The 15127-nt window shown below is 39.8% G+C and carries 15 protein-coding genes; 12 read left to right on the top strand and 3 right to left on the bottom strand.

Annotated elements, in window-relative coordinates:
- Nucleotide 1 precedes the first annotated feature (1 nt).
- Nucleotides 2-1120, top strand: coding sequence for a fimbrial protein (locus DQN49_RS04355; protein ID WP_006996155.1), 1119 nt, complete (start codon nucleotides 2-4; stop codon nucleotides 1118-1120).
- A gap of 124 nt (nucleotides 1121-1244) precedes the next feature.
- Here the strand turns inward: DQN49_RS04355 and DQN49_RS04350 are convergent, their stop codons facing one another.
- Nucleotides 1245-1574, bottom strand: a complete 330-nt coding sequence (locus tag DQN49_RS04350; protein WP_006996154.1) for a type II toxin-antitoxin system PemK/MazF family toxin — start codon at nucleotides 1572-1574, stop codon at nucleotides 1245-1247.
- Nucleotides 1575-1599: 25 nt separating this feature from the next.
- Entirely contained in the window at nucleotides 1600-1869 is a 270-nt protein-coding gene (locus DQN49_RS04345) for an AbrB/MazE/SpoVT family DNA-binding domain-containing protein (RefSeq protein WP_013525556.1), read from the bottom strand.
- A gap of 137 nt (nucleotides 1870-2006) precedes the next feature.
- Here DQN49_RS04345 and rlmD point away from each other — a divergent pair, with 137 nt between their 5' ends.
- The 6 genes from rlmD to DQN49_RS04315 all read left to right on the top strand — a co-directional run bounded on the left by rlmD (nucleotide 2007) and on the right by DQN49_RS04315 (nucleotide 8065).
- The gene (gene rlmD / locus DQN49_RS04340; RefSeq protein ID WP_006996152.1) at nucleotides 2007-3323 is read left to right on the top strand and encodes a 23S rRNA (uracil(1939)-C(5))-methyltransferase RlmD; all 1317 of its coding nucleotides are present in this window, start codon (nucleotides 2007-2009) and stop codon (nucleotides 3321-3323) included.
- 77 nt (nucleotides 3324-3400) lie between these two features.
- Nucleotides 3401-5632 (top strand): GTP diphosphokinase, encoded by a 2232-nt coding sequence (gene relA / locus DQN49_RS04335; RefSeq protein ID WP_013527485.1) that lies wholly within the window; start codon nucleotides 3401-3403, stop codon nucleotides 5630-5632.
- Between the two features lie 14 nt (nucleotides 5633-5646).
- Nucleotides 5647-6003 carry a diacylglycerol kinase gene (locus DQN49_RS04330; RefSeq protein ID WP_005632174.1) on the top strand — a complete coding sequence of 119 codons (357 nt, stop codon included), beginning with the start codon at nucleotides 5647-5649 and terminating at the stop codon, nucleotides 6001-6003.
- A gap of 82 nt (nucleotides 6004-6085) precedes the next feature.
- A complete protein-coding gene (gene mog, locus DQN49_RS04325; RefSeq protein ID WP_005635167.1) occupies nucleotides 6086-6679 on the top strand; it encodes a molybdopterin adenylyltransferase in 594 nt (197 codons plus the stop codon).
- A gap of 1 nt (nucleotide 6680) precedes the next feature.
- Nucleotides 6681-7019, top strand: a complete 339-nt coding sequence (glnB, locus tag DQN49_RS04320) for a nitrogen regulatory protein P-II (protein ID WP_005649085.1) — start codon at nucleotides 6681-6683, stop codon at nucleotides 7017-7019.
- Nucleotides 7019-8065, top strand: a complete 1047-nt coding sequence (locus DQN49_RS04315) for an AI-2E family transporter (protein ID WP_005649088.1) — start codon at nucleotides 7019-7021, stop codon at nucleotides 8063-8065. The genes glnB and DQN49_RS04315 overlap by 1 nt, the downstream gene beginning before the upstream one ends.
- Nucleotides 8066-8106: 41 nt before the next feature.
- Here DQN49_RS04315 and priA read toward each other — a convergent pair whose 3' ends face one another.
- Nucleotides 8107-10299 (bottom strand): primosomal protein N', encoded by a 2193-nt coding sequence (gene priA, locus DQN49_RS04310; protein WP_006996150.1) that lies wholly within the window; start codon nucleotides 10297-10299, stop codon nucleotides 8107-8109.
- Between the two features lie 84 nt (nucleotides 10300-10383).
- Here priA and trmB point away from each other — a divergent pair, with 84 nt between their 5' ends.
- From trmB to napA, 5 genes are all read left to right on the top strand, one after another.
- Nucleotides 10384-11124, top strand: a complete 741-nt coding sequence (gene trmB / locus DQN49_RS04305) for a tRNA (guanosine(46)-N7)-methyltransferase TrmB (protein WP_006996149.1) — start codon at nucleotides 10384-10386, stop codon at nucleotides 11122-11124.
- An 84-nt stretch (nucleotides 11125-11208) separates the two neighbouring features.
- Entirely contained in the window at nucleotides 11209-11553 is a 345-nt protein-coding gene (locus DQN49_RS04300; RefSeq protein ID WP_005632159.1) for a YggL family protein, read from the top strand.
- A 205-nt stretch (nucleotides 11554-11758) separates the two neighbouring features.
- Nucleotides 11759-12289, top strand: a complete 531-nt coding sequence (gene napF / locus DQN49_RS04295) for a ferredoxin-type protein NapF (protein WP_005654038.1) — start codon at nucleotides 11759-11761, stop codon at nucleotides 12287-12289.
- Nucleotides 12282-12563: a chaperone NapD gene (locus tag DQN49_RS04290; RefSeq protein ID WP_005656333.1), complete on the top strand. Its 282-nt coding sequence runs from the start codon at nucleotides 12282-12284 to the stop codon at nucleotides 12561-12563. Before napF ends, DQN49_RS04290 begins: the two co-directional genes overlap by 8 nt.
- A 36-nt stretch (nucleotides 12564-12599) precedes the next feature.
- Entirely contained in the window at nucleotides 12600-15083 is a 2484-nt protein-coding gene (gene napA / locus DQN49_RS04285) for a nitrate reductase catalytic subunit NapA (protein WP_032826343.1), read from the top strand.
- Nucleotides 15084-15127 lie beyond the last annotated feature (44 nt).

The following is a 15127-nucleotide window of genomic DNA, read 5'->3' as shown; positions in this document are numbered from 1 at the left end:
AATGAATAAATACGTAATTGGGATCATCTCGCTGTTACTTACCTCGCAAGTATGGGGAAGGGATTCAACCTCTTGGGATGGCGCGACAAGAATGGTACATGTGACTGCCACAGACTTTACGCTTCCCTCGCCTAGTGGACAAGGTAATCTCCGTGCCTATGGGAAAGATAATATCCCCTTTCGATTTGACAGGATGCTAATAAGAACACAGGATAGAAATAAAATCCCCCTAAATGCCTCTTGGGGAACGGGAGAACAATGTTGGACAATCGAAGCGAAAACTGAACTGACAAAATGGGGAACATTGAATAATGGAACGATATATAAATTAACGGACTATATCGGCATTATTATTGAAGCGGGAGATGGTTATACCAATAATAAGAATGTTCCTTCAAATAATTGGTCGGATGTATTTCTCGGTGGTTATTGCACCGCAGGGGAAGCAGGGGCTGCTGTTGAAGCTTGGCCAGTTTTATTACAAAGCCCACCTGCGGGGATGATACTAGATGTGCCAAGAACCAAAATAGCCTCAATGCGGATTGTGAAACCCACTTATGTCCCACAAGGGAAAACACGTTTTTGGAATGGTTTTAACGGATTTTCTGGCAAAACTGACTGGGATGTTTGGCTGCCTGCCTTTTCATTACGAGTGGAGGCTAAAACCTGTCAGTTGGATACGCCGAACGATCTTATTGTAGTTATGCCGACTATTGCCAACCAACATATTCCGAAACGGGGAGATCAACGTTATGGCGGAAAATTCCAAATACGGCTTACTTGCCCCACCACAAGCGACGATAATGGCAAAAAAATTGCGGCTTATATGACGCTGACAGATCAGACAGATCCTAGCAACCGAGGCGATATTTTGACACTGACACCGCAATCCACCGCGCAAGGCGTGGGTATCAAACTATATAAAAACAATGATGCCAGCGCGCTAAGCTATGGTCCTGATTCGTCATTAAAAGGCACAGAAAACCAATGGAAATTTTCTTCAAGAGACGGCGAGGAAAAACCAACGGTGGAATTTAAGGCGTTTTATGTGAATAAAGATGGAAATATCACAGGCGGTACAGTAAATGCGGTTGCCACTTACACCTTTTCTTATCAGTGATTTATGCCAATTGAGATTTACGCTGTTCACTTAGGGCATATTAATGTAACAGGCATTGTGAAAGTATTGTAAGCGTTTAAGATGAAAATAAAGGTGGCTCTTGCCACCTTTTGGTTTTTACTATTTATTGTGGGTCAATTAAATCTACTAATTTCATAATCACTTCATCGACTAAATAATCTTCTGCTTTTGTGGCAAATTTTGCTTGTCTCTCTTTTAAATCTAATGCACGAACTTGATAACACAAAATTACACCTGTTACTCTACCTGATTGCGTGCTATTTCCATCAATAACTACAGTGACATTTTGTGAACGAGCAAAATTCCCACCAGATGATATTGGACAGCAAATAGCTGTCCCTAGAGCCTTATTAAGTAATTCATCTGAAACTACTATAAAATAATGCGGGTTACGTAATTCTAGTCCTTTAGTGGATCTGGATCGATATACCAAATTTCGCCTTTTTTAGGTATTCGCATTAGCATACCTCTTTTCCTGTTGGTTCAGATTGCGTGAAATTTGACACTGAAGCATTTAATTCTGCAATTTCTTGGCTATCAATATTTGAGAGTAATTCGGCAACGGTTTTTCGTCCTCTTGCTTGACGTTTAATTGGCGTAAGCACAACCCTCTCCCCTTGCGCTTCTAAATTAATTTTATGACCAATTTGCCATCCCATTTGTTGTAAAATTGCCATCGGCACAGTTAATACGGCTGCGCCGCCTTGTTGTCTTAATGTCGCTTGCATAATATGCCTTTCTTTTTGTGTTACTTTGTGTAACATTGTGAGGCTGTTTTTAGGAAATGTAAAGCAAAAATAAAATATCAATGAATAACTATTCTGCAATGTGTATACTTAACTAATTTAGCGCAATTCTTCAAACAATGGTTCTTCTTTATACCCCAAAGCAAAAAACAAAAAATGTTCAAACCATTACGGCGGATATTCTTGATTTAGATTATCAAGGTTTAGGCGTTGCGAAAATTAATGGTAAAACTTGGTTTATTGAAAATGCACTTCCGCACGAAAAAGTGGAATGTCGTATTCTGGAGGATAAACGCCAATATGGACACGCCATTGTAAAAAAATGGCGAGTAAAAAGCCCTGAGCGTTTAGCTCCAAAATGTGCTTATTTTATGCGTTGTGGTGGTTGCCAAGGACAGCATATTCCTATTGAAATGCAGAGGAAAGCGAAAGAATCCGCATTGTTTAAACGATTAAGTAAATTACAGTCAGAGCCGATTTCATTCCAGCCTATGATTTGTGGCGATGCTTGGGCGTATCGTCGTCGTGTGCGTTTGAGTTTATGGTTTAACCCAAGTACAAAACAAATCGACATGGGCTTTCGTCAGAAAAATACCAACGATTTAATACCCGTTCAATCTTGTGAAGTGGCAGAACCTGCAATTAATTATTTACTACCTAAATTAACCGCACTTTTAGAAAAATTTTCAGCACCGAAACAGCTTGGGCATATTGAATTGGTGGCTGCCGATAATGGTGTCGCAATGTTGTTACGTTACACCAAAAACCTTGCGGAAATTGACCGCACTTTATTGCTTAAATTTGCTGAACAAGAAAAGTTAATGCTGTTTTTACAAAGCGACAAAGGCATTGAACAAATCTATGGCGATGCACCTTATTATCAATTTTCTGATGGCATAAAATTACATTTTGATATTCGTGATTTTATTCAAGTAAATAGTGCATTAAATGAACCTATGGTCAATACAGCGTTGGATTGGCTTGAATTGAGCCAACAAGATTGCGTGCTAGATTTATTTTGCGGCATGGGAAATTTTACGCTTCCTCTCGCCAAACGCGTGAAAAGTGCGGTAGGAATTGAAGGTGTTTTTGAAATGGTACAAAAAGCGGCGCAAAATGCCGAGAGAAACCAAATCAAAAATATTGAATTTTTCCAAGCCGATCTTGACCAATCCTTTGTTGAACAACCTTGGGCTAATCAGTCGTTCAATAAAATTTTGCTTGATCCTCCACGCAGTGGTGCAGCTTTCGCGTTAAATGCGTTGTGCGAGCTGAAAGCAGAGAAAATTTTATATGTATCTTGTAATCCTGCAACATTAGTGCGTGATGCGGAAATTTTATGTGATTTTGGCTACAAGATTGAAAAAAGTGCGGTGATAGATATGTTCCCTCATACGGGGCATTTGGAATCGATAACCTTATTCACTACAAAATAACTCGGTTATTCGGTACAATATCCACCCAAAATAAAAGCGACAGGAAGTTGCTTGCTCTTCATCAACAAGGGGGTATTATGGTTGCTGTTCGTGGTTCTCATTTGTTAAATCCGCAGGATTTTGTGATTGAACAATGGTGCACTGGCTTAAAACTAGCAGAACAAACAGAAAAAAGTTTGATCGATGCGTGGTATTACGCACGTGATTTAATGAATGCCTACCCCGATGAAATGAAGAATGCGACCTTGATGCTGCAGTCTGGCGTGGAAATGGTAGAAATTTTGCACGAACTTAATATGGATGCGGAAACATTGCTTACTGCCATGTTGTTTCCTATTGTTGCAAATAAATTAACAGACTGGGAAAGTCTAAAAGAAAAATTTGGTGCGAAAATTACTAAATTACTTAAAGGCGTGTTGGAGATGGATAATATTCGCCAACTTAATGCCAGTCATTCCGCTAACGCTCTGCAAGTGGATAATGTTCGCCGTATGTTGTTGGCGATGGTGGACGATTTCCGCTGCGTGATCATTAAACTTGCCGAACGTATTACTTTCTTGCGTGATGCAGAGCATCGTTGTGCAGAGGAAGACAAAGTCCTTGCAGTCAAAGAATGTTCTTATATTTATGCCCCTCTTGCCAATCGTCTTGGAATTGGTCAGCTGAAATGGGAGTTAGAAGATTACTGCTTCCGTTATCTTCATCCTGAACAATATCGCGCTATTGCTAAATTATTACAGGAACGTCGTCTTGATCGTGAACATTACATTGCTGATTTCGTCAGTGAGTTGAGCGGTTATTTACGTGAAAATATCGAGCAAGTGGAAGTGTACGGCCGTCCGAAACATATTTATAGCATTTGGCGTAAAATGCAGAAAAAGCATCTTGAGTTCAGTGGTTTATATGATGTAAGAGCGGTCAGAATTATCGTGCAAAAATTGCAAGATTGTTACACCGCACTTGGGATTGTTCATACTCAATTTAAACACTTACCCAAAGAATTTGACGATTATGTGGCGAACCCGAAACCGAACGGTTATCAATCTATTCATACTGTTGTTTTAGGTAAAGGTGACAAGCCAATTGAAGTACAAATTCGAACCCAACAAATGCATGATGATGCAGAGTTAGGTATGGCGGCTCACTGGAAATATAAAGAAGGCAATACAGGCAGTATGTCTGCCTATGAAGAAAAAATTGCGTGGTTGCGTAAATTGTTAGCTTGGCAAGATGATATTACGGATTCAGGCGAAGTGCTGGCAGAGTTGCGTAGCCAAGTGTTTGATGACCGTGTATATGTGTTTACGCCAAAGGGCGAAGTGGTGGATTTGCCAACGGGATCTACACCATTAGATTTTGCTTACGCCATTCATAGTGAAATTGGTCATCGCTGTATCGGGGCAAAAGTTGCGGGGCGTATTGTGCCATTTACCTATCAGCTACAAATGGGTGATCAAATTGATATTATTACCCAGAAAAATCCGAACCCGAGCCGTGACTGGCTAAACCCAAATTTAGGATTTACTCACACCGCAAAATCTCGAGCCAAAATTCAAGCGTGGTTTAAAAAACAAGATCGCGATAAAAATATTCCAGCGGGTAAAGAATTACTCGATAATGAACTCGCGCTTTTGAATTTAAGTATTAAGCAAGTGGAACCTTATGCGTTACCACGCTATAACTTGAAAAATTTGGACGATCTTTATGCGGGCATTGGCAGTGGTGATATTCGTTTAAATAACTTAATCAATTTCTTGCAAAGTAAATTGATTAAAGTGACTGCTGAAGAAGCAGATCAAGAGATTTTACGTCATGTTGCTAACAAAAGTGCGGTCAATTCTCAGCAGAAATCTGAAAAGAACAATGGCTATGTGATTGTGGAGGGTGTGGACAATCTTATGCATCATATTGCGCGTTGCTGCCAGCCGATACCAGGCGATGCGATTGTTGGCTATATTACAATGGGACGTGGTATTTCTATTCACCGAGCGGATTGTGAACAATTCTTAGATTTGCAAGCGGCTCATCCAGAACGCGTAGTGGAATCAATTTGGGGCGAAAATTACGCAAGTGGTTTCCATATTAATATCCGTATTGTGGCAGGCGATCGCAATGGCTTATTGCGTGATATTACGACGGTTCTAGCAAATGAAAAAATTAGCGTATTAGGGGTCTCAAGCCGTGCTGATACCAAAAAACAGCTTGCTACTATTGATATGGAAATTGAACTTCATAATGTTGAAAGTTTGAGTAAAATATTGGCTCGATTAGCAAAATTAGATGATGTTATCGAAGCGAAGCGTTTATAAAAATAGGAAAATTTATGTATAAAACGACGGGGCTAACCCATTTAATCAATTCCACGAAATATTCATTACAAGGCTTAAAAAGTGCGTTTAAAAATGAAACGGCTTTTCGCCACGAATGTTTTTTAGCCTGCATTTTAATTCCTCTTACTTTCTTTTTAGGCGAAACAAAAATTGAAATTATATTGATGATTTCTTCTGTTTTGCTTGTGATGGCGTTAGAACTTTTAAACAGTGCGGTAGAGGCAGTTGTTGATCGCATTGGTACAGAACGCCACGAACTTTCAGGACGTGCGAAAGATCAAGGCTCTGCATCGGTATTTATTGCCCTTTGTATTGTCGGTATCGTTTGGGGCGGAATTTTATTCTTCTAACCCTCCAAAAGTGCGGTAAGTTTTTACCGCATTTTTGATTTATCCAATCACGTCAAAATTATTTATAAAAATAAGGAAAAATATGACCGCACTTTTAAAAATTGGTCTGGTGTCTGTTTCTGATCGCGCATCAGCAGGCGTATATCAAGATCAAGGTATCCCAGAATTACAGGCTTGGTTAGAACAAGCGTTAGTAGATCCTTTCCATTTGGAAACAAGATTAATCCCTGATGAACAACCGATTATTGAACAAACCTTAAAAGAGCTGGTGGATGAACAAGGTTGCCATTTAGTGCTGACAACTGGTGGAACTGGGCCAGCAAAACGCGATGTAACGCCTGATGCAACCCTTGCGGTAGCAGATCGAGAAATGCCAGGTTTTGGCGAACAAATGCGTCAAGTGAGTTTGCATTTTGTGCCTACCGCAATTTTATCCCGCCAAGTGGGTGTAATTCGTAAGGAAAGCTTGATTTTAAATCTTCCTGGTCAGCCTAAAGCGATTAAAGAAACCTTGGAAGGCGTGAAAGATAAAGAGGGAAATGTGCTTGTAAAAGGCATTTTTAGCGCAGTGCCTTATTGTTTGCAACTGATTAACGGCTTATATATTGATACCAAGCCTGAAATCATCGAAAGTTTCCGTCCTAAATCCGCAAGACGCGAAAATCTGGAGAAATAGCATGAAAAAAATCGAAGCAATGATTAAACCCTTTAAATTAGACGATGTGCGAGAAAGTCTTTCAGATATTGGTATTTCAGGTATGACAATCACGGAAGTACGCGGATTTGGTCGCCAAAAAGGTCATACAGAACTTTATCGTGGTGCGGAATATATGGTGGATTTTCTGCCGAAAGTGAAATTGGAAGTAGTGGTTCCTGATGAACTTGTGGATCAATGTATTGAAGCGATTGTTGAAACGGCACAAACAGGCAAAATCGGTGACGGCAAAATTTTTGTTTATCACGTTGAGCGAGCGATCCGCATTCGCACGGGCGAAGAAAACGAGGATGCGATTTAGTGCAAAATAATTTAAATTTACACCGCACTTTGCTTGGCATTGCTGCGGTGATTATTATCTTAGCTGGCGTAAAATTGGCGGCAGAAATCGTGGTGCCATTCTTGCTATCACTCTTTATCGCGATAATTTGTTCGCCGATAATTAAGGCGATGACCCAACGCCGCGTCCCGCATTGGTTAGCCATTACTTTGCTTTTTGTCTTGATTTCTTTGGTATTTTTCTTCTTAGTCGGGTTGATTAACAGCACGGCAAGAGAATTTACCCAATCTATTCCACAATATAAAGTTTTGCTTTCACAACGTGTGAGTGATTTAACTGGATTGTTGCAACGTTTCAATCTGCCTTTCACGCTTTCGCGTGAAACCATCCAAGAAAATTTTGACCCAAGCATCATTATGAATTTTGTAAGCCGAGTATTGCTGAATTTCTCTGGTGTAGTGAGTAATGTGTTTGTTTTAGTGTTGGTTGTGATTTTTATGCTTGCCGAAGCACCAACGATGAAACATAAATTTGCAATGGTAATTAGTTCAACCCCTCATGATGCAGCCAAAGAAGAACGCCATATTGATCGCGTTTTGCAAGGCGTAATTGGTTATCTTGGCATCAAAAGCATCACGAGTTTACTGACTGGCGTCGGAGTGTTTATTTTGTTGGAAGCCTGTGGGGTTCAATATGCCATTTTGTGGGCAACCTTGAGTTTCTTGCTGAATTATATTCCCAATATAGGTTCTATCATCGCGGCTATTCCGATTATTGTGCAAGCCTTATTACTGAATGGTTTTGGCATTGGCTTTGGCGTAGCAATCGGTGTTATTGCGATTAATATGGTTGTCGGTAACATTATTGAACCTAAAATGATGGGGCAACGATTAGGGCTTTCAACCTTAGTGGTGTTCCTTTCATTATTGTTTTGGGGATGGCTGCTTGGAACAGTGGGAATGCTACTGTCTGTTCCTTTGACGATGGCATTAAAAATTGCCTTGGAGTCCAGTCCCAATACAGCGAAATATGCCTGTCTATTAGGAGATGTCGAAGATTTCAAATAGATTTTAGAGATAAAAGTGCGGTGAATTTTCACCGCATTTTTTTATGATAAGTCTTGCGGATCGACGTCCAAAATTAACCGCACTAGGCTGTTTTTTTCAAGTTCGGCTTGTTGATATTCTCTTAATGCTTTTTGCAACGTCATTCTTGACGGATGTTGCAATAATAACTGCCAGCGATATTGCCCCGCTTTTTTGCTGAACGGTGCAGGCATTGGGCCAAGCATTTGTAATCCCGTAATTTGCTTCGATTGAAAAAAATCTGCAATTTGGCTTAAGCAATTTTCTGCAAGATCAGAATGTCGAGCCTGTGCTTTGAATAACGCCTGAAAAGTAAAAGGCGGCAATCCCATTGAATGGCGTAATTGTAAGGTTTCTTTTGCAAAAGCTTGGTAGCCATTTGCCAATAAAGTGGTAAGCAAAGGATGATCAGGATAATGTGTTTGTAGCACAACTTCACCTTGTTTATCGGCACGTCCTGCACGTCCAGCAACTTGAATATAAAGTTGAGCTAAACGTTCTTCTGCACGAAAATCCAGTGAAAATAATGCACTATCTACATTCACTAAGGCAACGAGAGTAACATTCGGAAAATGATGTCCTTTCGCGAGCATTTGTGTGCCAATCAAAATTTGGCTTTTGCCTTGTTGAATATCTTCTAAATAACCTTCCAATTTTCCTTTACGTGCCGTGCTATCGCGGTCGATTCGCGCTACAGAATAATGAGGAAATAGCGTTTTCAAGGTTTCTTCTAATTGTTCTGTGCCTAGACCAGTAGTAACTAAATGGGTAGAACCGCAATCGTCACATTGGCGAGGAATAGTTTTTTGCGCGCCACAATGATGACAACGCAATACATTTTGATGCTGATGATAGGTATAAGGTTTTTCACAATGAGGGCATTGTGCAATCCAACCACATTCATGGCAAAGCAATACGGGTGCAAAGCCACGACGATTTAAGAAAAGCAACACTTGATTGCCTTTTTCTAAGTGGGCTTTCATTCGTTCCAATAAGGGTTTTGAAAGCCCGTTTTGTATGTTTTGATTTTTCAAATCAATAACGAAATGACGAAGTGCGGTAGAATTCCCCGCTCTTTTTGATAACACTAAATGTTGGTATTTGCCGTTTTGTACATTATTAATACTTTCTAAACTTGGCGTGGCGGATCCCATTAATACCGCAATATTTAGTTTTTGAGCCAGCACAATCGCCAAGTCTCGCGCATGGTAACGCCAACTGTCTTGCTGTTTGTAAGACGAATCGTGTTCCTCGTCCAAAATAATTGCACCAAGATTAGAAAATTGCGTGAACAATGCCGATCTCGTGCCAATCACAATAGCACTTTGTCCAGAGCGGGCGCGATCCCATACATAAAGCCGTTGCGTATCGGTTAAATTAGAATGCAGTACATCAATTTCTACGTTGAAACGCGCTTTGAAACGTTGCACCGTTTGAGGTGTTAGCCCGATTTCGGGTACAAGCACTAATACTTGCTTACCCGATTTTAAAATTTCTTCAATATACTGCAGATAAATTTCTGTTTTACCTGAACCAGTCACGCCATCGAGCAGCCATACATTGAAACCAGAATGAAAGAGCAGTTGGCTGAAGGCTAAGGCTTGCTGCTTATTTAAGGTTAAACGATTTTCAGCATTGACAATTGGGTTATTGCCTAATCTTTGTTGCCAGCTTAGGGGATTTGTGTGGATAGTAATTTCTTCAATAAACCCTTTGGCTTTTAAGGCAGACCAAATGGCAGAGGAAAAATTATTATTGCCTTTTTCAAGATCAGTTTCAGATAAGTATTGTAGGGCTTCAGCTTGCTTTTTCGAGCGTTTTAATTCGCCTTGTTTAAGGGCATTTTTCCCCGCATCCGTAATTCGCCAAAAAGTGCGGTCATTTTTTACCGCACTTTCGCCGTTACGCAATTTCACAGGCAAGGCTTGAAATAACACATCGCCTAATCCTGCTTGATAATAATTTGCTGCCCAATGAAGCCAATCCCAATAAATGGGCGTAAAAAGTGGGGCTAAATCCAATGGTTGAAGAATAGCCTTGAGTTTATCCTCTGGCACGTCCGATTTTGTCGGAAAATCAGCCACAATGGCGACACGTTTTTGGGTGCCAAAAGGCACAAGAACACGCATACCGATTTGTAATGAAACATCATCGGGGACGAAATAATCAAATAAACGAGGAAGCGGCACAGCCAGTGCCACTCGGACAATTTTCATAATCAACCTTGGGAAAAAATTTGCCCTATTATACGAGAAAAATTGGTATAATCGCCGCCAATTTTTTTCACGAACAAGATTTTTATGACACAAACTTTTGCCGATCAAAAACGTAAAACCGTTGAAACCGCAGAATTTACCGAAGATGGCCGCTATAAGCGCAAAATCCGTAGTTTTGTTCTCCGCACAGGTCGTTTGAGCGAATTTCAAAGAAATATGATGAATGATAACTGGGGAACACTTGGTTTAGATTATCAAACGGAACCTTTTGATTTTGCTAAGATTTATGGCAATGATAATCCAGTTGTATTAGAAATTGGCTTTGGAATGGGAAAATCGCTTGTGGATATGGCTTTTGCTAATCCTGACAAAAATTACCTTGGCATTGAAGTTCATACTCCTGGCGTTGGTGCTTGTATTGCTTATGCAGTGGAAAAAGGCGTAACGAATTTACGCGTGATCTGTCATGATGCAACGGAAATTTTACGTGACAGTATTGCAGATGGTGCGCTTGGCGGTTTGCAATTATTTTTCCCCGATCCTTGGCATAAAGCAAAGCATCATAAACGTCGTATTGTTCAACCGCACTTTGTGACACAAGTTATACAAAAATTAAGTGAAAATGGTTTTATCCATATGGCGACAGACTGGGAAAATTATGCAGAGCAAATGCTAGAAGTATTAAGCGTAAACACCGATTTAGTGAACACTTCGAAAAATGGTAATTATATTCCAAGACCAGATTTTAGACCTTTAACTAAATTTGAAGCTAGAGGTCACAAACTTGGACACGGTGTTTGGGATTTATATTTTGTGAAGAAATAAATCAGTTTTAGGCAAACACGATGCCTAATTGATGAATTTAATATAAAATACGCATTTGAATATAACCTTAATAGGAGAAATACAATGTCTAAATCTTACAATCAACGCCAACGCAAAAAACTTCATCTCGCGGAATTTCAAGAACTGGGTTTTCTTGTAAATTTCCAATTTGCAGAAGGTACTGCGATTGAAACTGTAGATGAAATCGTTGATCGTTTTATTAACGAAGTGATTCAACCAAATGGATTAGCTTATGAAGGTAGCGGGTATTTACATTGGGAAGGTTTAGTTTGCCTAGAAAAAATTGGCAAATGCGATGAAAGTCACCGTGAAACAGTGAAAAAATGGTTAGAAACAAATGGTTTGCAACAAATTGAAGTAAGCGAATTATTTGATATTTGGTGGGAATATCCAGCAAAAGCAGAATAATCTAAATTGAAAGCAGCATAGCAAAAATCGCTATGCTGTTTTGTTTTAATCCCTTGCAAAATTCATTAAATCTTAGATTTTTTGATCTATAACAAATAAAGTTCAAATAATTGACAAACTACCTATTTTTGGTTGTTTTCATTTATTCATCGTAAACACATAATCCTTCGTCTACAGAAGCATTCAGAAATATTTGAAAGACATTATGACCGTTGAAAATTTACCTCGCAGACAATTTTTACGCGGTAAATTTTCAACATTGAGCTGTTTAGAAAATAATCAAAAACAGAATTTTGTGGGTGTTAGACCGCCTTGGTCCGTGGAAAATTCTATTTTTGTAGCGCAATGTACGCGCTGTGGCGACTGTCTTTCTGTCTGTGAAACCAATATTTTGGTAAAGGGCGATGCTGGTTTTCCTGAAGTGTGCTTTGATAATGGCGAATGTACTTTTTGTGGGAAATGTGTAGATGCCTGTAAACAGCCTATTTTTTATCCGCGTGACCAGTTACCTTGGTCACATAAAATCGACATTGGCGTAGCTTGTTTAACATTGCACCGTATTGAATGCCGAACTTGCCAAGATAATTGTCCAGCTAATGCGATTCGTTTCAAATTACAAATGGGTGGCGTAGCACAACCTTTAGTTAATTTCGATGCTTGTAATGGCTGTGGGGCTTGTGTACAAGGCTGCCCTGTGAATGCAATAACAATGAACGATCTAAAACAAAATGAATAATACAAATTTAATATTAGAAAATGCGAGGGATTGGCACGTTGTTGGATTGATCGTGCAAGGTAATCCAAAAAAATTATCAGCAATTCAAACCGCACTTTTAGCGATTGAGCATACTGAAATTCCGACTTTTGATGAAAAACTTGGAAAATTTGTGGTGGTAATGCAATCGAACGATCAGCATCTCTTGCTTGAAAAAATGGAAAGTGTGAAAGATATCGACGGTGTGATTAATGTATCGTTGGTGTATCACGAGCAAGATGAACAAAATAAATAATTTTAAAATCAAACGTTTAACGTGGGGGAAAACGCGATGAATTTAAGTCGTCGAGACTTTATGAAAGCCAATGCGGCTATGGCAGCCGCAACGGCAGCGGGGCTAACCATCCCAGTCAAAAATGTGGTTGCGGCTGAATCCGAAATTAAATGGGATAAAGCAGTATGTCGTTTCTGTGGTACTGGTTGTGCAGTATTAGTTGGTACTAAAGATGGACGTGTTGTGGCATCTCAAGGCGATCCTGATGCAGAAGTAAACCGTGGTTTAAACTGTATTAAAGGTTACTTCTTGCCAAAAATTATGTACGGTAAAGACCGTTTAACGCAGCCGCTTTTACGTATGACAAACGGAAAATTTGATAAGAACGGCGATTTTGCGCCAGTTTCTTGGGATTTTGCGTTCAAAACAATGGCTGAAAAATTCAAAGAAGCGTTCAAAAAGAACGGTCAAAATGCAGTAGGTATGTTTAGTTCTGGTCAGTCTACCATTTGGGAAGGCTATGCAAAGAACAAACTTTGGAAAGCAGGTTTTCGTTCTAATAACGTAGACCCGAATGCGCGTCACTGTATGGCATCTGCAGCGGTTGCGTTTATGCGCACCTTCGGTATGGATGAACCTATGGGTTGTTATAACGACATTGAACAGGCAGATGCTTTTGTTCTTTGGGGCTCAAATATGGCGGAAATGCACCCAATTTTGTGGTCGCGTATTACTGATCGCCGTATTTCTAATCCTGATGTTCGTGTCACTGTACTTTCTACTTACGAACATCGTAGTTTTGAACTTGCCGATCACGGTTTGATATTTACACCGCAAACTGATTTGGCAATTATGAACTACATCATCAATTATCTTATTCAAAATAATGCGATTAATTGGGATTTTGTTAATAAACATACCAAATTTAAACGCGGAGAAACGAATATTGGCTATGGTTTACGTCCAGAGCATCCATTAGAAAAAGACACGAATCGTGCAACAGCTGGGAAAATGCACGATTCTTCTTTTGAAGAATTAAAGCAACTTGTATCAGAATATACAGTGGAAAAAGTATCGAAAATGTCTGGGTTAGATAAAGTCCAGTTAGAAACTTTAGCGAAACTTTATGCTGATCCAACGAAGAAAGTGGTTTCCTACTGGACAATGGGCTTTAACCAACATACACGTGGTGTGTGGGTAAACCAATTAATCTACAATATTCATTTACTTACTGGAAAAATTTCAATCCCAGGTTGTGGGCCATTTTCATTAACTGGTCAGCCTTCTGCTTGTGGTACGGCGCGTGAAGTAGGTTCATTCCCTCATCGTTTACCTGCCGACTTAGTGGTAACTAATCCTAAACATCGTGAAACAGCGGAACGTATTTGGAAATTACCAAAAGGTACGGTTTCTGAAAAAGTGGGGTTACACACAATTGCACAAGACCGTGCAATGAATGATGGCCAAATGAATGTGTTATGGCAAATGTGTAACAATAATATGCAAGCAGGGCCAAACATTAATCAAGATCGTTTGCCAGGCTGGCGTAAAGAAGGCAACTTCGTGATTGTTTCAGATCCTTACCCAACTGTATCCGCACTTTCTGCTGACTTAATTCTTCCAACGGCAATGTGGGTGGAAAAAGAAGGGGCTTACGGCAATGCAGAACGTCGTACCCAATTCTGGCATCAACAAGTTAAAGCACCAGGCGAAGCAAAATCAGATTTATGGCAATTAATGGAGTTCGCAAAATACTTCACTACTGATGAAATGTGGACAGAAGAATTACTTGCACAAATGCCTGAGTATAGAGGTAAAACCTTATATGAAGTGCTCTTCAAAAATGGTCAAGTTGATAAATTTCCATTAAGCGAACTGGCTGAAGGAAAACTAAACGATGAATCAGAATACTTTGGTTACTACGTTCACAAAGGTTTATTTGAAGAATACGCTGAATTTGGTCGCGGTCACGGTCATGACTTGGCTCCGTTTGAAATGTATCATAAAGCGCGTGGTTTACGCTGGCCAGTTGTAGAAGGTAAAGAAACCTTATGGCGTTACCGTGAAGGCTATGATCCATACGTTAAAGAAGGCGAAGGTGTGGCGTTCTACGGTTATCCAGACAAAAAAGCGATTATTCTTGCAGTACCTTATGAACCACCAGCAGAATCACCAGATAAGGAATATGACTTATGGTTATCTACTGGTCGTGTTCTAGAGCACTGGCATACTGGTACTATGACTCGTCGTGTGCCTGAATTACACCGTGCTATGCCAAACAACCTTGTTTGGATGCACCCATTAGATGCACAAGCTCGTGGTTTACGTCATGGCGATAAAATTAAGATTTCATCTCGTCGTGGCGAAATGTTTTCTTACTTAGATACTCGCGGACGTAATAAACCACCTCGTGGCTTAGTATTTACCACTTTCTTTGATGCTGGTCAGCTTGCAAATAATTTAACGTTAGATGCGACAGACCCAATCTCAAAAGAAACCGACTTCAAAAAATGTGCGGTAAAAGTGGAAAAGGCTGCGTAAAAACCATATAAAAATCAACCGCACTTTATTTTCCCCTTATCCGT

Origin of the sequence: Haemophilus aegyptius (assembly GCF_900475885.1) — a bacterium.
In the GTDB taxonomy this organism is placed as follows: Bacteria; Pseudomonadota; Gammaproteobacteria; order Enterobacterales; family Pasteurellaceae; genus Haemophilus; species Haemophilus influenzae.
Note: the sequence above shows the minus strand (reverse complement) of the source record. Positions and strands in the feature narration are given on the sequence as shown.